Source organism: Nocardiopsis chromatogenes YIM 90109, assembly GCF_000341185.1.
In the GTDB taxonomy this organism is placed as follows: domain Bacteria; phylum Actinomycetota; class Actinomycetes; order Streptosporangiales; family Streptosporangiaceae; genus Nocardiopsis_A; species Nocardiopsis_A chromatogenes.
On sequence record NZ_ANBH01000303.1, the window covers coordinates 1 to 21,371 of the forward strand.

Annotated in this window: 22 protein-coding genes, 1 tRNA gene and 1 pseudogene; 18 read left to right on the forward strand and 6 right to left on the reverse strand. The window is 74.5% G+C overall.

The genetic code is table 11. The features are described from left to right. The coding region (locus D476_RS0126890; protein ID WP_040727499.1) for a pyridoxamine 5'-phosphate oxidase family protein at positions 1-262 on the reverse strand (262 nt) is incomplete at its 3' end. Positions 263-543: 281 nt separating this feature from the next. Here D476_RS0126890 and D476_RS0126895 point away from each other — a divergent pair. From D476_RS0126895 to D476_RS0126920, 6 genes are all read left to right on the forward strand, one after another. Beyond that, positions 544-951 (forward strand): BlaI/MecI/CopY family transcriptional regulator, encoded by a 408-nt coding sequence (locus D476_RS0126895; protein ID WP_017626997.1) that lies wholly within the window; start codon positions 544-546, stop codon positions 949-951. 56 nt (positions 952-1,007) lie between these two features. After that, positions 1,008-2,180 carry a pyridoxal phosphate-dependent aminotransferase gene (locus D476_RS0126900; RefSeq protein WP_083939659.1) on the forward strand — a complete coding sequence of 391 codons (1,173 nt, stop codon included), beginning with the start codon at positions 1,008-1,010 and terminating at the stop codon, positions 2,178-2,180. Between the two features lie 59 nt (positions 2,181-2,239). Further along, positions 2,240-2,881: a class I SAM-dependent methyltransferase gene (locus D476_RS0126905; RefSeq protein ID WP_017626999.1), complete on the forward strand. Its 642-nt coding sequence runs from the start codon at positions 2,240-2,242 to the stop codon at positions 2,879-2,881. Positions 2,882-2,999: 118 nt separating this feature from the next. Further along, complete coding sequence (locus tag D476_RS0126910) at positions 3,000-4,298, forward strand: M16 family metallopeptidase (protein ID WP_017627000.1); 1,299 nt, start codon at positions 3,000-3,002, stop codon at positions 4,296-4,298. A gap of 73 nt (positions 4,299-4,371) precedes the next feature. Continuing rightward, positions 4,372-5,724 carry a M16 family metallopeptidase gene (locus D476_RS0126915; protein ID WP_017627001.1) on the forward strand — a complete coding sequence of 451 codons (1,353 nt, stop codon included), beginning with the start codon at positions 4,372-4,374 and terminating at the stop codon, positions 5,722-5,724. A 327-nt stretch (positions 5,725-6,051) separates the two neighbouring features. Beyond that, positions 6,052-7,410, forward strand: coding sequence for a serine/threonine-protein kinase (locus D476_RS0126920; RefSeq protein ID WP_239648837.1), 1,359 nt, complete (start codon positions 6,052-6,054; stop codon positions 7,408-7,410). A gap of 158 nt (positions 7,411-7,568) precedes the next feature. Here D476_RS0126920 and D476_RS0126925 read toward each other — a convergent pair. Together D476_RS0126925 and bcp are read right to left on the reverse strand one after the other, a co-directional pair. Further along, positions 7,569-7,644, reverse strand: a tRNA-Leu gene (locus D476_RS0126925). A 140-nt stretch (positions 7,645-7,784) separates the two neighbouring features. Next, complete coding sequence (bcp, locus tag D476_RS0126930) at positions 7,785-8,270, reverse strand: thioredoxin-dependent thiol peroxidase (protein ID WP_017627002.1); 486 nt, start codon at positions 8,268-8,270, stop codon at positions 7,785-7,787. A 225-nt stretch (positions 8,271-8,495) separates the two neighbouring features. Between bcp and D476_RS0126935 the strand changes: the two genes are divergently transcribed. Together D476_RS0126935 and D476_RS0126940 are read left to right on the forward strand one after the other, a co-directional pair. After that, positions 8,496-9,584: a CDP-alcohol phosphatidyltransferase family protein gene (locus D476_RS0126935; RefSeq protein ID WP_017627003.1), complete on the forward strand. Its 1,089-nt coding sequence runs from the start codon at positions 8,496-8,498 to the stop codon at positions 9,582-9,584. Between the two features lie 37 nt (positions 9,585-9,621). Next, positions 9,622-10,023, forward strand: a complete 402-nt coding sequence (locus D476_RS0126940; protein ID WP_017627004.1) for a DUF3618 domain-containing protein — start codon at positions 9,622-9,624, stop codon at positions 10,021-10,023. A gap of 447 nt (positions 10,024-10,470) precedes the next feature. On the opposite strand, the pseudogene D476_RS34730 reads toward D476_RS0126940, so the two are convergent. Continuing rightward, a pseudogene (locus tag D476_RS34730) lies at positions 10,471-11,678 on the reverse strand (alanine racemase). Positions 11,679-11,876: 198 nt separating this feature from the next. Between D476_RS34730 and purU the strand changes: the two are divergent. From purU to D476_RS0127000, 10 genes are all read left to right on the forward strand, one after another. Further along, entirely contained in the window at positions 11,877-12,773 is an 897-nt protein-coding gene (gene purU / locus D476_RS0126950; protein WP_026123897.1) for a formyltetrahydrofolate deformylase, read from the forward strand. A 219-nt stretch (positions 12,774-12,992) separates the two neighbouring features. After that, on the forward strand, positions 12,993-13,199 hold the full coding sequence (locus D476_RS0126955; protein ID WP_017627007.1) for a CsbD family protein: 207 nt from the start codon (positions 12,993-12,995) through the stop codon (positions 13,197-13,199). Positions 13,200-13,249: 50 nt separating this feature from the next. Continuing rightward, positions 13,250-13,765, forward strand: coding sequence for an Asp23/Gls24 family envelope stress response protein (locus D476_RS0126960; RefSeq protein ID WP_017627008.1), 516 nt, complete (start codon positions 13,250-13,252; stop codon positions 13,763-13,765). Beyond that, positions 13,762-14,091, forward strand: a complete 330-nt coding sequence (locus tag D476_RS0126965) for a hypothetical protein (RefSeq protein WP_017627009.1) — start codon at positions 13,762-13,764, stop codon at positions 14,089-14,091. The genes D476_RS0126960 and D476_RS0126965 overlap by 4 nt, the downstream gene beginning before the upstream one ends. A gap of 59 nt (positions 14,092-14,150) precedes the next feature. After that, entirely contained in the window at positions 14,151-14,321 is a 171-nt protein-coding gene (locus tag D476_RS38315; protein ID WP_017627010.1) for a hypothetical protein, read from the forward strand. After that, positions 14,318-14,749, forward strand: a complete 432-nt coding sequence (locus tag D476_RS0126975; protein ID WP_017627011.1) for an Asp23/Gls24 family envelope stress response protein — start codon at positions 14,318-14,320, stop codon at positions 14,747-14,749. The genes D476_RS38315 and D476_RS0126975 overlap by 4 nt, the downstream gene beginning before the upstream one ends. Before the next feature lie 479 nt (positions 14,750-15,228). Continuing rightward, positions 15,229-15,834 (forward strand): DUF6286 domain-containing protein, encoded by a 606-nt coding sequence (locus D476_RS0126980; RefSeq protein ID WP_017627012.1) that lies wholly within the window; start codon positions 15,229-15,231, stop codon positions 15,832-15,834. A gap of 1,492 nt (positions 15,835-17,326) precedes the next feature. Next, on the forward strand, positions 17,327-18,181 hold the full coding sequence (locus tag D476_RS0126990) for a hypothetical protein (RefSeq protein ID WP_017627014.1): 855 nt from the start codon (positions 17,327-17,329) through the stop codon (positions 18,179-18,181). 68 nt (positions 18,182-18,249) lie between these two features. Beyond that, positions 18,250-18,717 (forward strand): pyridoxamine 5'-phosphate oxidase family protein, encoded by a 468-nt coding sequence (locus tag D476_RS0126995; RefSeq protein WP_017627015.1) that lies wholly within the window; start codon positions 18,250-18,252, stop codon positions 18,715-18,717. A gap of 101 nt (positions 18,718-18,818) precedes the next feature. Beyond that, positions 18,819-19,226: a VOC family protein gene (locus tag D476_RS0127000; protein ID WP_239648838.1), complete on the forward strand. Its 408-nt coding sequence runs from the start codon at positions 18,819-18,821 to the stop codon at positions 19,224-19,226. Between the two features lie 85 nt (positions 19,227-19,311). Here D476_RS0127000 and D476_RS0127005 read toward each other — a convergent pair whose 3' ends face one another. Beyond that, entirely contained in the window at positions 19,312-20,514 is a 1,203-nt protein-coding gene (locus D476_RS0127005; RefSeq protein ID WP_017627017.1) for a DUF418 domain-containing protein, read from the reverse strand. Positions 20,515-20,609: 95 nt separating this feature from the next. After that, positions 20,610-21,053, reverse strand: a complete 444-nt coding sequence (locus tag D476_RS0127010; protein WP_017627018.1) for a type II toxin-antitoxin system VapC family toxin — start codon at positions 21,051-21,053, stop codon at positions 20,610-20,612. Between the last annotated feature and the right edge of the window lie 318 nt (positions 21,054-21,371).

The window sequence follows — 21,371 nt, forward strand, 5'->3', positions numbered from 1 at the left end:
CGCCGGTCGTCTCCGCGGTTCCCCGCAGCATCAGCCCGCGCAGCTCCCCGTACCCCTCGCCGTCCTCGACCAGGCAGGTCATGCGCGGGTCGCGGCGCAGGTTCACCGCCTTCTGGGAGGCGGCGTAGGTCCAGAACGCCAGGCGGCCGCCGACCAGCGCGTAGAACAGCGTCGACAGGTGCGGGGCGCCGTCCGGCCCCACGGTCGCCACCTGGACCTTGCGGTTGGCGGCGAGGAACGCCGCCCGCTCATCGGCGGTCATGGCGATCTGGGCCCTGCGGTCGCGGCGTCGTTCCTCCACGCGGTCCTCCTCCGCCGGTCGGTCCGCCCCCGGGGCCTCCATTGTGGCGCGGGCCACTGCGGACCGATCGGGCGGGGGCGGCGTGCGCGCCCGCTCCGTGCACCGCGCCCCGGGTGCATCGACGAAATCCCCCGCCGAACACGCCCAGGGCGTGCGGATCGGTGCGTTCTCGGCGAATCCCCGGCGGCGGGCAAAGGCCCGCTCTTAGCATGGCGGAACGAATCCTCAGGGAGGTCCGTGCAGTGAAGGAGTTCGGGGAGCTCGAAGCGGCGATCATGGACGCGCTCTGGAGCGCCGACGGCCCACTCCCGGTGCGGGAGATCCGCACCCGTATGCATTACGGCCGCGACGTCGCCTACACGACCGTGATGACCGTGACCACCATCCTGTTCCACAAAGGCCTGCTGCAGCGGGAGAAGTCCGGCCGCGCCTGGCTCTACCACCCGTCCGAGACCCGCGCCGAATACTCCGCCCGGGTCATGGGCGAGGTGTTCAGCGGGTGCGGCGACCCGCGCGCCACCATCCGCCGGTTCGTGGACCAGATCAGCGCCGAGGACCGCCTGTGCCTGGCCGACGCTCTGGTCGAGTCGCGCGCCGACCACCGGCCCGGGCGCCGTCGGCGCGCGGCCGGCCGGGAGGTCGCCGGATAGGACCGGCGGGCCCGGCGGCCCACCGCGTCCGGAGGGCGCACGTTTATGCTGCCCCTGTGGACGAACCCCTTGTAGAACGCATGCGCGCCTACGGCGAGACCGTGTTCGCCGAGATGAGCCGCCTGGCCGCCGCGACCGGAGCGATCAACCTCGGGCAGGGCTTCCCGGACACCGATGGGCCCCGGTCGCTGATCGAGGCCGCCGCGGGCCGCATCCGCGACGGCGTCAACCAGTACCCGCCCGGCCCCGGCCGGCCCGAGCTGCGCGCCGCCGTGGCCGCCGACCGGGCCGAACGCTTCGGCCTGGAGTACGACCCCGACGGCGAGGTCTACATCACCGTCGGCGCCACCGCGGGGATCGCCGCCTCGGTGCTGGCCACGGTCGAGCCCGGCGACGAGGTCGTGCTCTTCGAGCCGATGTACGACTCCTACGCCGCCGTGGTCTCCCTGGCCGGGGGCGTGCGGCGCACCGTCCCGCTGCGCCCCGGCCCCGACGGCCGCTTCACCTTCGACCCGGCCGAGCTGCGCGCCGCCGTGGGCCCACGCACCCGCATGGTCGTCGTCAACTCCCCGCACAACCCCACCGGCACCGTGTTCACCCGCGCCGAGCTGGAGGAGATCGCCGCCGTCTGCCGCGAGCACGACCTCATCGCCCTCACCGACGAGGTCTACGAGCACCTGCTGTTCGACGGCGCCGAGCACGTGCCGCTGGCCGCCCTGCCCGGCATGCGCGAGCGCACCGTCTCGGTGTCCTCGGTCGGCAAGACCTTCTCGGTCACCGCGTGGAAGACCGGGTGGGTGATGGCCCCGGCGCCGCTCGTGCGCGCGGTGCAGACCGTCAACCAGTTCCTCACCTTCACCGCCAACGGGGCGCTCCAGCTCGCCGTCGCCGAGGCCGTCACCGGCGAGCGGGAATGGGTGCGCGGCCAGCGCGAGGCCCTGCAGGCCAAGCGCGACCGCCTCTCCGACGGACTGGAGCGGGCCGGGTTCGGGGTGCTGCGCCCGCAGGGCACCTACTTCGTCATGGCCGACGTGCGCCCGCTGGGATTCGAGGACGGGCTGGAGCTGGCCCGCACCCTGCCGCGCACCGCCGGGGTGGCCTGCGTGCCCGCCCAGGTCCTCTACGACCGCGTGGAGGAGGGGCGCCACCTGGTCCGGTTCGCCTTCTGCAAGCGCGACGAGGTGCTCGACGACGCGGCCGCCCGGCTCGTCGGCGCCTTCGCGACCTGAGCCGCGCCCCCGCCCCTCTTCCGCACCGCCCTCCCGAACCGACCACGAAAGACGGCCCCATGACCACGCCCGCCCCCGCCATGCCCGCCGACCTGCTCGCCGCCGCCGAGGCCGCCAAGGGCTTCATGCCGAAGGAGGAAGGGCTGGCGCTGTACGAGGCCGCGTGCGCCTACGCGCCCCTCGGGCCGGTGCTGGAGGTCGGCACCTACTGCGGCAAGTCCACCGTCTACCTGGCCGCGGCCGCCCGCACCTGCGGCGGCACCGTCGTCACCGTCGACCACCACCACGGCTCCGAGGAGCACCAGGAGGGCTGGGAGTACCACGACCCCTCCCTGGTCGACCCGCGCACCGGCCGCATCGACACCGTCGGCGCGTTCCGCGGCACCATGGCCGCCGCAGGGGTGGAGGACACCGTCGTGGCGGTGCTCGGCCGCTCGGCCGACGTCGCCCGGCTGTGGGGGCGCCCCCTGGGGCTGCTGTTCATCGACGGCGGCCACACCGAGGAGGCCGCCCAGGCCGACTACGCCGGGTGGAGTCCGCACGTGGCCCCCGGCGGCGCCCTGGCCATCCACGACGTCTTCCCCGACCCCGCCGACGGCGGCCGCCCGCCCTACAACGTCTACCGCCGCGCCCTGGACTCGGGGGACTTCACCGAGGTCGCGGTCCAGGGGTCGTTGCGGGTGCTGCGGCGCCGCGGCTGAGCCGCCCGGACGCGTGCGCGCGCCCCGGAGTGGCGTGCGCACGCGCAGCCCCGAACGCATAGGCTTCGTTGCGGGAGAACGACGACGAACGAGGCGCGAACGAGGGGTGCAGACACACGTGACCACCAACGCTGCGGGACAGGTCGGTCAGTACACACTCGACAACGGGCTCAGGCTGGTCACCGCCCCCGCGGCGACCGGGCAGGTGGCCGCGGTCAACCTGTGGTACGGCGTCGGCTCGCGCCACGAGGTGCCCGGCAAGACGGGCTTCGCCCACCTCTTCGAGCACCTGATGTTCCAGGGCAGCCGCAACGTCGCCAAGGGCGAGCACTTCGACGCCGTCGAGCGGCTCGGGGGCGAGATGAACGCCTCCACCTCCACCGACCGCACCAACTACTTCGAGACCGTGCCCGAGCACGCCCTCGACCTGGCCCTGTGGCTGGAGGCCGACCGCCTGGCGACACTGCGCGACGGCATGACCCAGGAGGTGCTGGACAACCAGCGCGACGTGGTCAAGAACGAGCGGCGCCAGCGCTATGACAACGCCCCCTACGGCACCGCCCTGGAGCGCATCCTGCGCCTGGGCTACCCGGAGGGCCACCCCTACCACCACCCGACCATCGGCTCCATGGCCGACCTGGACGCCGCCGACCTGGAGTACGTGCTGTCCTTCCACCGGCTCCACTACGGGCCGGACAACCTCGTGCTCACCGTCGTCAGCGACCTGGACCCCGAGGACGTGCGCGAGCGGGCCGAGCGCTACTTCGGCTCCATCCCCGTCCGCGAGCAGGTCCCGCAGGCGCCCGACGCCGCGCTCTCCGGCCCCATCGGCGGGCCGGTGCGCGAGTCGGTCACCGAGGGCGTCCCGGCCGCCGGGGTGTTCCTGGGCTACCGGGTCGCCCCCTACGGCGAGCGCGAGTTCGACGCCATGCACCTGGCCTCGGCCGTGCTCGGCCAGGGGCAGGGCAGCCGGCTCTACCGGCGGCTGGTCATCGAGCGCGAGCTGGCCGCCCCCGGCGACGCCGCCGACCTGCTGCCGTTCCGCTACACCCCCAGCCTGATGCTGGTCAACATGATCGCCCGCGAGGGCGTGGAGGGCGACGCCCTGGAGGCCGCCATGCTGGAGGAGGTCGAGAAGCTGGCCGCCGGCGTGGACGAGTCCGAGCTCGACCGGGCCCGCGCCATCCTGGAGCGCGACCACCTGCAGGCCGTGTCCACCCCGTCCGGCCTCGCCGACGAGCTGGGCAGCTGCACGCAGCTCTTCGGCGACCCGAACCTGGCCTACACCTGGCCCGAGCGCTGGGCGGACATCGGCCCCCGCGAGGTGGCCGAGGCCGCCGGGCGGCTGCTCACCGCCGAGAACCGGCTCACCGTCCGGTTCGACCCCGAGGAGGCGCCCGCGGCCGCGGAGGCCTGACACCGCCCCCGCGCCGCGCCCGCCGACCGCGCCCACCGCGCCGACGAACCGACCAGTCGAAGAGAGAGACGACGTGAGCCTGCTGCAGCCCCGCCCGGACCTCGGCGACCCCCGGCCCTATACCTTCCCCCGCCACCGGCGCCTGCGCGTCGGCGGCGGCGAGATCGTCGCCCTGAACGTGCCCGGCCAGAAGTACGCCTCCATCCGCCTCGTGCTGCCCAACGGCGGCGCCTACGAGGCCGCCGACCGCCGCGGCGTCACCATGCTCACCGGGGAGGCGCTGGAGGACGGCGTCCACGGCGACAACTCGCTCGCGCCCGAGCTGGAGCAGCACGGCGCGGACTGGGTCTGCTACGCCACCTGGGACAGCTTCGTCGCCGGGGTGGACGCGCCCACCACCCGCATCGGCGACGCCACCCGGCTGTTCGCCGAGGCGGTGCGCACCCCCGCGCTGCGCGACGAGGACGTGGTCCGCCGCCGCGAGCAGGTGCTGGAGGGCTTCTGGCTGGAGGCCTCCCGCCCCTCCCGCCTGGCCATGCGCGCCATCGGCGGCCAGCTGTTCAGCGGCCGCTACGCCACCCCGCTCAGCGGCGCCCCGGTCGCGCTGCAGGACGTCACCCCCGACATGGTGCGCGACTTCCACCGCTCCACGGTGGCCGCCGCGGCCGGGACCCTCGTGGTCGTGGGCGACCTGGACGGCGTCGACCTGGAGGAGATGGGCCGCACCGTCTTCGGCGGCGCCGAGCCCGCGCGCCGCCCCGCCGAGAGCGCGCCCGGGACCGCCCCGCACGACCTGCCGCGGGTGCTGCTGGTGGACCGGCCCGAGTCGGTGCAGTCGGCGATCGTGCTCGCCCAGCGCGCCCCGTCCCGCTCGGCGATCGACCTGCCGCGCGCCGACGGCATGAGCGAGGTGCTGGGCGGCATGTTCACCTCCCGGCTCAACCTGGAGCTGCGCGAGCGCCTGGGCTACACCTACGGCGTGGGCAGCCGGTTCGACCTGCGCCGGGACAGCGGGGTGTTCCTCATCAGCACCCAGGTGGACACCCCCACCACCGCCCCGTCGGTCACCGCCTGCCTGGAGCAGATCCGCCGCCTGCAGGAGGGCGGCGTGACCGCCGAGGAGCTGGAGGCGGTGCGCCAGTCCAACACCGTCGGCCTGCCGGTGACCTACTCCAACGCCCGCAGCATGGCGCACGCGCTGGTCGAGATGGTCGTGCACGACCTGCCCGAGGACCACGTGGACCGGCTGCGCGCCGGGTTCGAGGCGCTGACCGCCGCCGACCTGGACACGGCCGCCCGCGAATACCTGGACCCGGCCGAGATGGCGCTGATCGTGGTCGGCGACGCGTCGCGGCTCAAGGACCCGCTGGGCGAGGCGGGATTCGGCGAGGTCGACGTGCGCGACCCGGAGAACCTCTGGAACTGACCGGGGGCGAGGCGGAACCGATCGGCTCCGCCGTGCATCGGACCCCGTGTGGCGGTCGCCGCCGAGGCGGCCGCCGGTTCCGCGTTCCCGTCCGCCCGCGCCCCGCGCGCGGGCGGACGGGGGCGGAGAGCCATGTCACGGTATGCGCCCGCATGGGACGGGATCGGCCGGACATAACAGAAGTGGACCTAAGTGGCTGTGATCCCGCATCCGCCCGCTCGGAAGCGCCCATGAGCTGATATAACGAGTGATCCGAGCAGGAATCGCAGCGACCGCGACCGCACGTGCCCGCAGGAGGCCGCCATGGCCCTCGACCAGACCCGCTGAGTGACCGTGTCCTCCATCGAGAACCCAGAAGCAGAGCGGCCGGAGCGGCCGCGCGAGCCGTCGCGTTCGGGAACGCTGGAGGCGGCCCCCGAGGAGCGCGTGCTCAAGGGGCGCTACCGGCTGCACGAGGAGATCGCCCGCGGCGGGGTCGGCACGGTCTGGCGCGCCACCGACGAGGTGCTCGGCCGCGAGGTCGCCGTCAAGGAGCTGCGGCTGGCCACCGACCTCACCGAGGAGGAGCGCGAGTCGCTGCTGCGCCGCACCACCCGCGAGGCGCGGGTGGCGGCCCGGCTGAGCCACCCCGGCGTGGTGACCGTGCTGGACGTGGTCGACGAGGACGACCGCCCGTGGATCGTCATGGAGCTGGTGGTCGCCTCCACCCTCACCGAGATCGTCCAGATGGCGGGGCCGCTGCCCTACCAGCGGGTCGCCGAGATCGGGCTGCAGCTCATCGACGCCCTCATGGCCGCCCACGACGAGGGCATCGTGCACCGCGACGTCAAGCCGGACAACGTGATGATCAGCGAGGGCGGCCGGGTCGTGCTCACCGACTTCGGGCTGGCCGCCTGGGCCGGAGAGTCGGCGCTGACCACCTCGGGGCGGATCGTCGGCTCGCCCTCCTACATCCCGCCGGAGCGGGCCAAGGCCGGGCCGGTCGGGCCCGAGTCGGACCTGTGGTCGCTGGGCGCGACGCTGTACACCGCGGTTGAGGGCCACCCGCCCTACGACCGCAAGGGCTACATCCGCATCCTCAAGGGCGTGGAGCTGGAGGAGCCGCCGGAGGCCGAGCACGCCGGGCCGCTGGCCCCGGTGCTGGCCGGGCTGCTGCGGGTGCAGCCCGCCGACCGGCTCACCGCCGCGAGCGCCACCAAGATGCTGCGCATCGCCGCCCTGGCGCCCTGGGCGCCGGAGACCAGCCCGGAGACGGCGGCCCGCTCGGCGGCCCAGACCGGCGCCGAGGCGGTGGTTCCGCACCAGGCCGAGCCGGTCGGGGACAGCGGGGCCCAGCCCGCCTCGGACGGCGAGGACGCCGAGGGCGGGGCGGACGACGGCGAGGCCGACGACGGCGCGGCCTCGGAGTCGGCCCGCGACCACTTCCGGCAGGGCGCGCACGTGCTGCGCAGCTCCCTGCAGGAGTCGGTGTCGGAGTCCGTCTCGCACCTGCACGAGCGGTTGCAGCGGCACCGCCCCGAGGCGGTCGGGCACCTGCTCACGTCGATCCGCGAGTCCACCGACACCCTGGGGCTGACCAGTTCGGGCAAGCACCGCAGTGGCAGCCGGCTGCCGAAGGCGGCGGCGGTGGCCGCCGGGGTGCTGGCGCTGCTCGCGGTAGTGCTGTGGGCGCTGCTGTTCCGCTGACCGCGGGGCCCGTCCCGGTGCCGAAGGCCGGGAGCGCCGGGATACGGGCGCGCGGCCGGTGCGCAGCCCTCCGGAGCCGTCGCCCGTCCGGAGACGGAGGACCCGGAGACGGGGAACGGGGCGCAGGCACCGGCCTGCGCCCCGTTCCGTGTCCGCGGTAGGGCCGGCGGGATTCGAACCCGCACTGTATGCGACCTAAACGCATTGCCTCCTAGCCGGTTGGGCTACGGCCCCAGCGCTCACGCGCCCCGCTCCGGCCCCGTGCCGCGGGTGGCGCGGCGGGAGGGCGGTGCGTGTCCCGGAAGCGTACGTCCGAGAATGGCAGCACCCGCCGACCCGCCGCAAGTTCACCGGCGGCGGGGCCGGAATCCGCCCTACAGGCCGAGTTCGCGCCTGATGCGGGCCACGTGGCCGGTGGCCTTCACGTTGTAGAAGGCCTTCTCCACCGTGCCGTCGGTGCCGATGACGAAGGTCGAGCGGATGACGCCCTGCACCACCCGGCCGTAGTTCTTCTTCTCACCGAAGGCGCCGTAGGCCTTCAGCACGCCCTTGTCCGGGTCGCCGAGCAGCGGGAAGGTCAGGGCCTCCTTCTCGCGGAACCGGGCCAGCCTCTCGGGGGCGTCGGGGGAGATGCCCAGCACCGTCAGGCCCGCCCCGTCGAAGTCGCGCAGGTTGTCGCGGAAGTCGCAGGCCTCGGTGGTGCAGCCGGGGGTCATCGCGGCCGGGTAGAAGTACAGCACCACCCGCTTGCCGGTGGAGGCCAGCACCTCGCTCAGCCGCACCTCCTCGCCGTCGGCGTCGGGCAGGGTGAAGTCGGGGGCGGTGTCGCCCGGCTGCAGGCGGGTGTTCGCGTCGGTCACGGCGGTCCTCGGAATCCTCTCGCTCCTGTGGGCTCCTCCCAGGGTAGAGGGGGTCGCCGCCGGGGGCCGGACGGGTGCGGGGGGTGCGCCCGGCAGGCCGGGATCGCGTAGGATCGGGCGAATCCTGGACCGGTCCGCATCTTGTCGCGGCGCTCGGCATGCGTAGACTCGTCCGTCACACGCACCCCCACCGGGACCACCCAACCGTTCGGGAGTACACCGACGATGGCCGAATACACCTTGGACGACGTGCGTGAGCGCACCTGCCGCACGCGGGACTCGTGGTGGACGGTGGCGTTCGTCGATCCGCTGGCGGTGCGCCTGGTGCGGGTGCTGGGCAACCGCACCCGCGTCACCCCGGACCAGCTCACCGTCGGCGCGCTGTTCCTGGGGCTGGGGGCCGCGGCGCTCTTCGCGATCGGCAGCCCGGCGCTGCTGGCCGCCGGGGCGGTGCTGTACTACCTGTGCTTCCTGCTGGACTGCATGGACGGCAAGCTGGCGCGGCTGACCGACTCCGAGACGCTGTTCGGCTCCTGGATGGACTACGCCTTCGACCGGTTCCGGGTGCTGGTGTGCGCCATCGCGCTGATGGGCGGCCAGTACGTGGCCACCGGCGAGGTGGTGTTCGTCTGGATGGCGCTGGCGGTGGTCTTCACCGACATGCTGCGCTACCTGGACACGCTGCAGGTGTACAAGATGCGGCGGGAGATGCGCTCGCGCATCGCCGGGGTGCTGGAGCGGGCCCGCGCCGAGCTGTCCATGCTCGACGACGGGGCCTCCGGCGGCTCCGGGCGCGGCGGGGCGCCCATGAGCGACCAGGGTGAGCAGGCGGTGCTGCGGCACGGCATCTCGGTGCTGGAGGAGCTGCTGCGCACGCACCACGAGAAGGAGTCGCGCCAGGACAAGGTCGCGGGCAAGCACCCCGACCTGCACGTGATCCGCCCGCTCCCCCCGGTGGACCTGCACCACGAGTTCCGTTCCCGGTTCCCCTGGTACCAGCGGATCTGGGACGCTCTGAAGGCGCGGAGGGTGCGCACCCACCTGGTGAGCGGGATCGAGTTCCAGATGGCGGTGTTCGTGCTGGCCCCGCTGGCGGGGGCGCTGGTGCCCGCCTCGATCGTCGGGATCACGGCGGTGGCGGGCGTTTTGCTCCTCGCGTTCGAGATCGCCATCATCTATAAACTGTGGTTGTCCACGCGGGACTACTTCCGCGTCGTGGACGGCATCGAGGGCGCCCTGGGATTCACGCGGACGCCCGGGGAGGGGTCGGCGGCCGACACGGTCGCGGAGTCCTCCCAGCCGACCCCGCGGTAGCTCGGACAGGCCCTGCGGCAGCGGAAGGAAGCACGGTATGGAGGCACGCGACCCCGCGGGGGCGCGCCGGGACCCGGCCGGGGTCCAGGCCGAGATCGAGCAGGTGCAGCGCAGGCTCGCCTCGGCGATGGACGAGATCGCGGACCGGGCCAGGCCCGCCAACGTGGCGCGGCGCGGCGCCGAGCGCCTGCGCGAGGCCGGGGGGCGCCTGGCCGACGAGGCGCGGGCGGTGGTGTCCGGCGGCGCGGTGCGCCTGGACAGCCGGACCGAGGAGCCGCCCGAAGGCAGCATCCGGCTCAAGGGCGAGGACGAGGTGGTCTCCACCTACACCACGCGCGGGCAGCTCCCCCCGGAGGCGCTCATCCTGGGCGTGGGCATCGGCGCGGCGGTCGTGGTCGGCGTGGTGGCGCTGGTGCGCCGCAAGCGCCGCGGGGGCTGAGCCCGCGGCGGTCGGCACGCGGCCGACACCGCATCCGTGGGACCGGGACGCGGCGGGGAGTACCTCCCCGCCGCGTTCGGCGTCCGTGGGCCCTGTGCGGCGTCTGCCGGCCCTATGGCGGGTCTCTCGGACCAGGCCCTCCTCCGCGGCGCCCGGGCATGGCCCGCGCTTCGTTCCCATCGGGCTGGCAGCGTGCCGACCGACCCTTCCCCGGGCCGCACGGCGCACCCGGTGCCCTCTACGGGCCCGACCCGGGCGACACGCCCCGGCTCGGGCGTGTCGATCGGATCATGAACTGCTGCGCGACGCCCAGGAACGCCCCTCGCTGCGTTCTCAACGGTCGACGGCACGCCCAGGCCGACTCCCCCTGCTTCTGAAAACACAGCGGCCTTGCGATGGCCATGGCGCAGCCGGTGCCTTCCACGGCCATGATCCGGGCGACACGCCCTACAGGAACGTCCGCCCCTCGCCGCGGTAGGTCGGCACGCTGCCGACCACCCGGGGGTCGGACCCGTCCAGGCCCTCGATCAGGTGCAGCTCGTCGAAGCGCTCGCACATCTCCCCGGCCTTGGCGTGCCGCATCCACACCCGGTCGCCGACCTCCAGCCCGTCGGCGGCGGGGCCCAGGAGCGGGGTCTGCACCTCCCCGGCGCCCTCGGTGGGGCTGTAGGAGAGCCCCTCGGGCAGGTAGGGCTGTGGCAGCCGGTCCCGNCCGAGGCCAGGTAGCCGCCGCCCAGGGCGGTGGCCGCGCCCGGGGCGGGGCGGCGCACCACCGGCAGCGCGAACAGCGCCGCCGGGCGCCGGTCCACGCCGGTGTAGTGGTCGAACAGGCGCGGCTGGTACAGCCCGGACCCGGCGGCGACCTCGGTGACCGCCTCCTCCCGGGCGGTGGTGGACAGGCTGCCGGTGCCGCCGCCGTTGACGAAGCGCACCGGCGCGACCGCGCGCACCGCCTCGGCGATCGCGGCGCGGCGGGCGGCCAGCTCGCGCCGGGACAGCGCCTGCACCCAGCGCAGGGTGCGCCCGTAGAGCGGGCGGCCGGGCGGGGCGTCGCCCACCCCGGCGATCTGCGCCTCGTAGGCCATGATCCCCTCCAGGCGCAGGCCGGGGCGGCGCACGATGGCGCGGGCCAGCGCGGCCGCGTGGGCGGGGGAGCGCAGCGGGGAGCGGTGGGCGCCCACGCGCATGCGCGGGCCGAGCGGCTGCCAGCTGGTGTCGACGTCGATGCAGACCCGGACGGGCCGGGCGGGGGCCGGGGCGGCGTCGGCGATCAGGTCGAGGTGGGCGGTGGAGTCGACCATCAGGGTGATGCGCTCGGCGGCGCCGGGGTCGGCGGCCAGCGCGGCGATCGCCGTGCGGTCGGCCGTGGGGTAGGCGACCAGGATGTCGTCGCTGACGGGGCCGTCGGGTCCGGTGGCCAGCCACAGGGCCTCGGGCAGGGTGAAGGCCATGATCCCGGCGAACCCGGGGAGCGCCAGGGCCTCGCGGAGCAGCGGGCGGCTCCGCACGGACTTGCTGGCCAGGCGGATCGGGGTGCCCGCGGCGCGGCGGGCGAGGTCGGCGGCGTTGGCGCGGAAGGCGTCCAGGTCGACGGCGGCGAAGGGGGGCTGCAGGCCCGCGGTCGCCGCGTCGTAGGTCTCGCGAGCGCTTCTCATGACCGGAGCATGCCACATTTCATGAAAGAGGTTCACATATGCCCCGTGGGGCGCCGGTCGCGGACGCGGCGCGCCGCGGTGGCCCGAGCCGGTGGGCGCGGACCCCGCGATGCGGCCCCGCCGCCCGCGCACCCCGGATACCCTGGAGGATCGCCGCCGACCTGCGGATCCCCGTCCCCGATGGAGTGCGCCCGGACCATGAACGACCGTGAATTCGTGCTGACGCTGTCCTGCCCCGACGGCCGCGGCATCGTCGCCGCCGTGGCCAACCTGCTCGCCGGGCACGGGTGCACCATCACCGAGAGCCAGCAGTTCGGCGACCCCTACACGGGGCGCTTCTTCCTGCGCACCCAGTTCGAGGCCGAGGAGGGGGAGGGCGCGGCGCCGATCGGGGAGGACCGGCTGCGCGAGGCGTTCGCGGGGATGGCCGCCGGGCTGCCCGCGCCCGCGGGCGGCGGCGACCCCACCGTGGAGTGGCGGCTGTGGAACCGCACCCGCCGCCCGCGCATGCTGGTGATGGTCTCCAAGTTCGGGCACTGCCTGAACGACCTGCTCTACCGGGGGCGCAGCGGGCTGCTGGAGGCCGACATCGCCGCCGTCGTCTCCAACCACCCGGACCTGGGCTTCCTCGCCGACTCCTACGGGGTGGACTTCCACCACCTGCCGGTGTCCCCGGAGACCAAGGGCGAGCAGGAGCGCCGGGTGCTGGAGCTGGTCGACGCCTACGACGTCGACCTGGTGGTGCTGGCGCGGTACATGCAGGTGCTCTCCGAGGAGCTGTGCACCAAGATGTCGGGCCGGATCATCAACATCCACCACTCGTTCCTGCCGAGCTTCAAGGGGGCGCGCCCCTACCACCAGGCGCACGCGCGCGGGGTGAAGCTGGTCGGCGCGACGGCGCACTACGTCACGGCCGACCTCGACGAGGGGCCCATCATCGAGCAGGAGGTCGCCCGGGTCGACCACACGCACAGCCCGGAGCAGCTGACGGCGCTCGGGCGGGACCTGGAGTCGGTGGCGCTGGCGCGCGCGGTGAACTGGCACGCGCAGCGGCGGGTGCTGCTGAACGGGTCGAAGACCGTGGTCTTCCGCTGACCCCCGGCCGTGCCGCCCGTCCGGCGGCCCTCCGGCGCGACCTGGACGACCGGAACCGGTGACCCCCGGTTTCGGTCGTTTTGGTTTTTATTACGTTGCGATTCTTCAATGTCGCACTGTGTATAAGTACGGTTCCATTCGGGCCCCGCGAACGGCGCGTACCGGGGACCGGCACCGAGGGGGCCGGGGGCGCGCCGGGGACGGGCCGGAGGGGGACCGATGGGCGCCGAAGAGAAGTGGGACGACGCGGTCGGCAAGGCCAAGGAGGGGCTCGGCAAGGCCACCGGCGACGCGGGGACCGAGGCCGAGGGCAAGGCCGAGCAGGCCAAGGCGGGCCTGAAGGAGTCGGCGGAGAAGGCCGCCGAGGAGGCCAAGGAGAAGGCCGGCGAGGCCGCCGACAAGATCAAGGACGTCTTCAAGCGCTGAGGGCGCTGAGGGCGCCGCCGGGCATGGGCCGGGGAGCAGGGGGGATCGCAGTGACCGAGGTGCAGAACCGCGAGGGGGCCGACTCGAAGGTCCCGGAGGCACGGACCGACCAACGCGCGGCGGACAAGGCGCGCGGGCAGGGCCGCGACCTGGTGACCGGCCAGGGCCGGACCGAGATCGCCGACCACGTGGTCGCCAAGATCGCGGGTATGGCCGCGCGCGAGGTGCGCGGCGTGCACGCCATGGGCGGGGGCGCCGCACGGGCCTTCGGCGCGGTGCGCGACCGCATCGCCTCCTCCACGGGCGGCGACGCCGACACGGGGTCGGCCTCGCGCGGGGTGTCGGTCGAGGTCGGCGAGACACAGGCGGCCGTCGACATCGACCTGGTCGTCGACTACGGGGTGTCCATTCCGGACCTGGCCTCCGCGGTGCGCCGCAACGTGGTCGGCGCGGTGGAGCGGATGACCGGGCTGGAGGTCACCGAGGTGAACATCAGCGTGGACGACATCCACCTGCCCGACGACGAGGCGGCCGACTCCGGCGAAGAAGCGCCGAGGGTGCGGTGACGGCGGAGCGGTGGCCCGGCGGCGACCCGGTCGCGACCGCGCGCCGGGTCGCCGAGCGGGCGCTGGAGGTGGCGGACGTGGTGGAGCTGTCCGCCGGGTCGTACGGCACCACCGCGACCCTCGGCGCCGGTGTGCGGGTCAAGGGGGTCTGGCTGCACCCGGACGAGGTCCGGGTGGGCGTGGTGGTCCGGTACGGCCGCCCGGTGCCCGACATCGCGGCGGAGGTGCGCGAAGCGGTCCGCCCGGAGGTGCCCGGACGCGCGGTCCACGTGGAGGTCGAGGACGTCGTCGCGGGCGCGGGCGGACCCGCGGGTCCGGGGCGCTGAACGGGGGCGCCGGACGGGGCGCGGAGCCGCCCCGGGAGCGGAACGAGGAGGGGATCGGTATGTGGCCGATCGTGGGACTGGCCTTCGGGACCGTTCTCGCGCTCGCCGGGGCCTTCGGCGGGGTCGGGGCGTTCCTGCTGGTCTTGGTGCTGGGGGCGCTCGGCTTCCTGGCCGGTCGGGCCTATGCGGGCGAGATCGACCTGGCCGAGATGTTCACCCGGCGCACATGAGCGGCACGGCGGCGGAGGCGGCGATGGCGGCCGAGACGGCGGGTACGGGCCCGGTGGGCGCGGGGGCGGTGACAGCCCCGGCGGTGCCGGGCCAGCGGGCGGCGGAGCGGGGGCGGCACGCGGCCGCGCCCCCCGCCGAGGAGCGGGGGAGCACGCACATCCCCGCGTCGGTGGTGGAGAAGATCGCCGCGCGGGTGGCCCGGGAGGTGCCCCGGACGCGGTCGGCGCGCGCCCAGGCGCGGGTGCGCGGCGGGACGGCGGTGCTGAAGCTGGGACTCGTGGTGGACTACCCGGCGCCGCTGCGCCGCACCTGCGCGGCGGTGCGCGAGCGTGTGGCGGCCCGGGTGGCGGCGCTCACCGGGCTGGCGGTGCCGCAGGTGGACATCGAGGTGACCGAACTCCGGCAGGGACGGGCACGCGGCGGCTGAGTGCGGCGCCCCGGGGGAGACCTGGGGCCCCGGGGCGCCCAAGGGACGCGCCGGGCCGGACCACGGGGCCCATCCGCCCGGCGGACGGCGCCCGCTGGAGTGGTGGCGTTCTCCGTGGCCGCGGGCGCCGTCGGCGTCGGTCAGGGCTCGGGGAGCGGACCGGGTCCGGAATCAATGCCGCACCGACCGCGCCGACGAGCCGACCGGGCCGGGCACAGGCCCCGGCCAAGCGGAGATTCCGCTACTCCAGCGAGCGTGACCGCCACGCGGGCCGACCGCAGCGGGAGGGACGCACCGCCGTGGACACCGTCCGACGGGCTCCCCACCGGGCGGTGACGAACACACCGCTGCGGCGGACACACCCTTCCGAGGGACCGAGCGGACCTGCGCGGAAGGCCGGCGAGGACCACGGCGCGGGGTGCGGGGAGGCGATTGGGCCCTGCCGACACACGCGTCCGTATCCGGATGAGGAGGCGACGATGACGACCGTTGAACAGGTGACCGGGGCGCCGGGCACGGCCGTCGTGCGCCGCGCGCGCCGGACCGCGCGCCGGGCCTTCCGGCCGAGGCGGTCGTGGCCCGCGTTCATCGCGGCGGTGCTGGTGCTGGCGGCGGCGGTGCTCGCGGGGGCCGTCGCGGTCTCCGCGATCGCGGGCGTGCCGTTGCGGGTCCCGGTGGTCGGGGACGCGCTGGAGCGGGCCGCGGGCATGCGCTGGAGCGACACGGCGGTGCTGGTCGCAGCGGGCGGAGCGGCCCTGCTCGGGCTGGTGCTGCTGGTGTCGGCGCTGCTGCCCGGGCGCGCCCGGTGGGCGGCGCTGCGTACCGACGACCCGGACCTGGTGGTGGGGCTGTCGCGCCCGGCGCTGCGCCGGGCGGTGGCGGCGGCCGCGCGGGGGGTCTCCGGGGTGCGCGGGGTGCACACGGCGGTGCGGCGGCGCGCCGTGCGGGTGCGGGTCGACACCGAGCTGCGGGAGCGGACCGGCCTGCGCGACGAGGTGCAGGAGGCCGTCGAGGGGCGGCTGGACGAGCTGGCCCCGCTGCGCCGCCCCAAGGTGCGGGTGCGGGTGCGGACGGCGAAGGCGTGAGGGGGGCCATGGGCTGGGTGAGCAGAGCACGCCGGACGGCGCGCGGAAACCGCTGGGGGCTGGCCCTGGTGGGGCTGGTGCTGGCGGCGGCCGGAGGCGGGGCGCTGGCGGTCGGTCTGGGGGCGTTCGGTACCGGGGCCGCCGGGTCGGCCGTGGGCGCGGGGCCGGAGGCGGCGGGGCTGCCGTCGCCGGGGGGNNCCGTGGTCGTGGCCCTGCTGGCGCTGCGGTGGCTGTTCGTGCAGGGGCGCATCGACCGGGTGCGGCGCCTGCTGGTGGAGCCCGAGGAGGGGGCGGGGCGTTCGGAGCTGGCCTCCGGCGCGGCCCAGGGGGCGGTCGAGGAGGCCGTCGGCGCCTTGGCGGGGGTGCGCAGGGCGCGGGCGCGGCTGCTGGGGTCGGACCGCGCGCCGAGGCTGCGGCTGGACGTGGTCGTCGACGACGACGCGGACGTGGCCGAGGTGTGGTCCAGGGTGCGCGGCGAGTCCCTGTCCGACCTGAGAGGGGCCCTTGAGGTGGACCGCTTGCCGACGGTGGTGCGGATCTCCATGGCGGCTCCCAAACGCAACCGCGCACGGGTGGTGTAGAAGCCGCACGCGCGGATGGACCGGTGCGGCGCTGGGGTCGCGCCCACGGAGCCGACGCAGAAGCGCCCGTGCCGAACGCCGGACCGGATGGCCCCGTGCCCCGGCCCCCGGCCGGACGGCCGGCCGTCGGAGCGCAAAGGATGAGCAGCAGCGACGAAGAAGGTCGGCGGCCCCACCAGCGGCGCTGTCGGCCGCCCGGCGTGTGCGTGGTCACCGGAGAGGGGGCGACGGGGTGAGCGGGGCACCTGCCGTTCCGCCCTCCCGGACCGCGAGGGGGCAGGCGGACGGCGAGCGGGCCCGGGGAACCGCTCTGCTCACTCCGTCGCCGCCCCATCGCTCGCATTCCGACGGCCCGGCGCTTGGCCGGGGCCGGTAGGCGGGGTACCTGCCGGGGCGTCGGTGGGCCTCCTGGGCCTGGAACGTTGATGGGGAACTCCGCATCGGCTGCGGACACGGCCAGGGGCGCCTGTGGTCGGCGTGTGCGGGCCGGATGCGCCAGAGGACCGGGGCGCGGAGACCCGGGCGTTTAAGCGGCGACTCGGGATGGAGCGCCGTGCCGGCTGCACTGCCGGGGGCCTGTGGGCCTGTGGGCCGGGTGCCGGAGGGTCTGCGCGCTCTGCGCCGCGGTCCGGCACGACCGGCTGGCCGGTGCCCCGGTCACGCGTTGCCGGTGGTCTCCGCCCAATGACCGGGGCACACACTTCCCATCGACGATCTATGGGCACGGGCGGGCTCGCCGGTCGCTCGCTCGTGGGGGGACATGCGGGAGGGGATTCTGGGCCCCGCTGTTTCCCGTCGAACTCAGATGAGGCTAGGCTTACCTTCAATCCGGTCGTCCGCCGTGTCTCGGGCATCCCTGTTCCGCCGTGTCCCGGTCCTCTCCGTGGCGGAGCCGTCTCCAAGGGGGATCCATGAAGAGCTGCCACCCGCTCGCCGGGGTCGTGCGCTGGGTCAACGAGCGCACCCTCTACTTCCGCGTGCGACTGGTCGCTCCCAGTGCCTCCGGGCCCGACGGCGAGGGGTGGATCCGCGGCGACCGGCTTCCCGAGCACGTGCCCGGCCTCATCGACCTGCTCATGCGCCGCTCCTGCGAGGGCCACCGCACCGCCGCGGCCTCCTTCCTGGCCACCGACGTCGGGCGGCAGGTGCTCTGCTTCGCCTCCGCCTCCGCCTACCTCACCGGGCGCGCCCCCGAACCGGCCGCCGAGCGGCTATGGGTGCGGCCCGACGGGAACGGGCGCATCGTCGAGGCCGCGTTCCGGCAGGGCACCGTCGGTGTCCTCCCCGGCGACCCGATGGGGCGCCGCCCCGGCGTCGTCGAACTCCCCGGCGACCGCGCGCTGGACGAATGGGTCATGGCCGGAGCGGCCGCGGTCCTCGACCCGGTCGTGGACGCCGTCCGCGCCGCCACCCGGTTCGGGGCGCGGGCCCAGTGGGCCGTGATCGCCGACGCCCCGCACTCGGCGCTGCTCGCGGCGGCCGAGGAGGTCGGCGCCGACCAGGCCGCGGCCTGGGACCGGGCCGCGCGCATGGTGCGCCTGCTCAACCGCGACCGGGACCGGGTGGCGCCGCGCCAGCGCCCGTTCACGGTCGCCCTGTCCGGGCGCCCCTCCCACCGTCCGGAGCGCACGTTCCTGGTCAAGGGCGGATGCTGCTTCTACTACCGCTTCGGGGACTCCACCTGCGCGGGCTGCCCCCTCAAGGGCGACGACGAGCGGGAGAGCCTGCTGCGTGAGCGCTTCGAGCCCGAGTCGGCCCGGGCCTGAGGACGTCTGGTCCCGGCGGCCCCGAGGGCCCAGGACCCCGCACGGGGCGTCCTGCCAGCATTGCGCCCATGAACGCCGCTCCCGGCTCCGGCGTCGGCTCCGGCGCCCCGTTCGACGTGGACGCCTTCCTCGCCCGTCCGCTCACCGCGCGCCTCGCCACGCAGGGGCCGACGGTGCGCCCGGTCTGGTACCTCTGGGAGGGCGGGGCCTTCTGGATCCTCACCGGTCCGTGGTCCCGGCTCCCCGCGCACCTGCGCAAGGATCCCGCGGTCGCCTTGGCGGTGGACTCCTGCGACCTCGGGACCGGCGAGGTGCTGCAGGTCCTCGCCCGGGGACGCGCCGAGCTCCTGCCCTTCGACGCCGAGCGGGCACGGCGCAAGCTCACCCGGTACCTCGGCCCCCGAGTGGAGACCTGGGACGGGCGCTTCCGCGACCACCTCCTCACCGGCCCCGGGGAGACGGGGACCCGGTGGGCGCGGATCCGCCCGGACCGCCTCGTCGCCGAAGACCTGGGGTTCCGGCCCGCCGACGGCTGATCCGGCGCGAGTACCAAGGCGCGGACACGCGCGGCGCAAGATTCCCCCTCGGGTCGGCACACGCCCTGCACAATGTCAGCGGGCGCGGCTAGCTTCGGGGCATGAGTGAGAACCGGAAAGTCTTCGTGAACCTGCCCGTGGCCGACCTCGACCGGTCCAAGACGTTCTTCACCGACCTGGGTTTTACGATCAACCCGCAGTTCAGCGACGACAACGCCGCCTGCGTGGTGGTCAGCGACGAGATCTCCGTGATGGTCCTGCTGCCGGAGTTCTTCGGACAGTTCACCAAGGAGCCCGCGACCGACACCTCCCGCAGCCGCGAGGTGATCGTCGCCCTGTCCGCCGAGAGCGCCGCCGAGGTCGACACCCTGACCGAGCGCGCCCGCACCGCCGGGGGCACCGTCACCCGGGAGCCCACCGCGGACGGCCCGATGTACGGCAGCGCCTTCCTCGACCCCGACGGCCACCTGTGGGAGCTCATGTACATGGACATGAGCCAGGTCGGCTGACGGCCCCGGCCGCCGCCCGCGCGTTCGGCGCCACCGGGCCGGGGCCTCCACGACCGGGCCGCCCGGGCCGCCCAGGCCGATGCGGTCAGCGGCGGTGGGCGCCGCGGGTCCGCCACCGCGGGACCTCCAGGTAGGTGATGGACCGCAGGACCCACTCGGCGGGGCCGTAGACGTGCCGGGACATCCACCAGCCGCTGATACCGAGCTGGAGCAGGTAGATCCCCAGGGCGATGAGCAGCACCGCGGCGGGCGGGACCTGGCCGACGAGCCCTAGGCCGACGCCGGTGAACAGCAGTACGCCCACCAGCGACTGGGCCAGGTAGTTGGTCAGCGCCATTCGTCCGGCAGGGGCCAGAACCGCCGCGACCCGGCTTCCCGGGGCGCTCTCGAAGAAGCGGAGCAGGGTCGCCGCGTAGGCGGCGGCCAGGAAGGGGGCGGTCAGCACCGCCGCCGCCACCCCGGCGGGGTCCGCGGTGCCGCCCAGCGCGGCCAGGACCAGCGATCCGGCCAGCCCGACGGGGAATCCGACCCACTGCGTCAGGCGCAGCGCGCGGTCGTGCGCGGCCGGGTCGGCGAGGACCCGGTGCTTGCCCGCGGCCAGGCCGGTGAGGAACGCGGCGAAGGCCACCGGCCCCTGCATGCCCACCAGCGCCACCGCCATGTGCGGCAGCGACCGAACGTGCTCGGCGACGACGTCGAGCGGGCCGCCCGCGAGCGCCTCCGTCGTCCGGGCACCGGCGGCCAGCGCGGCGCCGGTGTCCACCTCGGCCACCCCGGTGGCGGCCATGGCCAGGAACTGCACGGTCACCAGGGCGATGATCACCCCGGCCGCGATGAGCGCGGTGCGCGCGCGGATCCGGTGCACGGCGAGCAGGAGCAGGCCGAGCAGGGCGTAGGCGGTGAGGATGTCGCCCTGGAACAGCAGGACCGCGTGCAGGGCGCCGATGGCCAGCAGGGCGGCCAGCCGCCGCAGGAAGCGCGGCCGGAAGTCGGCCCCCGACCGGGCGGCGGAGTCGATCTGCAGGGTAAGGCTGTAGCCGAACAGGAACGAGAAGAGCAGGTAGCCCTTCATCTCGAAGAACACCGTCACGAACCAGTGCGCGGCCGTGTCGGCCAGGGACGCGAACGCGGGGTCTTGGACCTGGTGGAAGGTGTATCCCGAGGCGAAGTAGCCGATGTTGACGACGAGGATCCCGAAGAGCGCGAAGGACCTCAGCGCGTCGATGCCGAGGATGCGCCGAGACGTGGCCGATGGGCGCGACGGCGCCGCCGATACCGCAGTGGACATGGGAACGACGCTACGGGCACGATGAGACGTACGTACATGAACCGTGTCCCCGGATCCATGGGGGAGGTGGCACCACCGTACGGAGGGGATGGTCCCTACGGGGTGCCCATGTCGTCGGGGAGCACGCGGAACGCCTTATGCGGGGACAGAGGGAGGACCGCGCGGAGGTCTCGGCGGTCGAGCGTCAGGATGGCGTCCGTGCGGTACTCGGCTGCCAGAGCCACGTTGACGGCATCGGCCAGGTCCAGATCGAGACTGCGGTAACGCCGTTGTACGGCTTGAGCGGTCTCGAGGAGGCCGATGCCGACATCGGGGATCTGGAACCGCAGCTTGCGGGCTTGGGCCGTGATCACGGCCATGATCTCGGTACGGGCGGAACCGCCGAAGCGGGCCCTCGCCATGTGGTCGACTTCGGCGAGGACCAACGGGGATATGAGGACGGTCCCTGCGTCCTCCATCACGGACTGGCAGCCGGTGCTGTCGGTGGAACCGTGGTCGAAAGCGGCGATGATCCCCGACGTGTCGGCGATGACGATCACGTGTCGTCGGCTCCTTCGGCGACCGCAGCCCTCACATCCTCCGTGGACACCGGTTCGCCGCTGCTGTCGAACATGGGCCAGTCGATCGGTTCGTCCCACACACGGTTCGCCATGGCGGCCAAATGGATGCCTTCTCGGATGATCTCCGCCTCCGGTACGCCGCGACGTCGAGCGGCCTCCTAGATGTGGGCGAGGTCCTCCGGGTCCGCATAGACGTTCGTTCTCTTCATGGACATGTACCGATGCTGGTCCATGTATCGCCGGGAGGGGAGGGAACCTCCTGAGTCAGCACTCGATGACGTTGACGGCCAGTCCGCC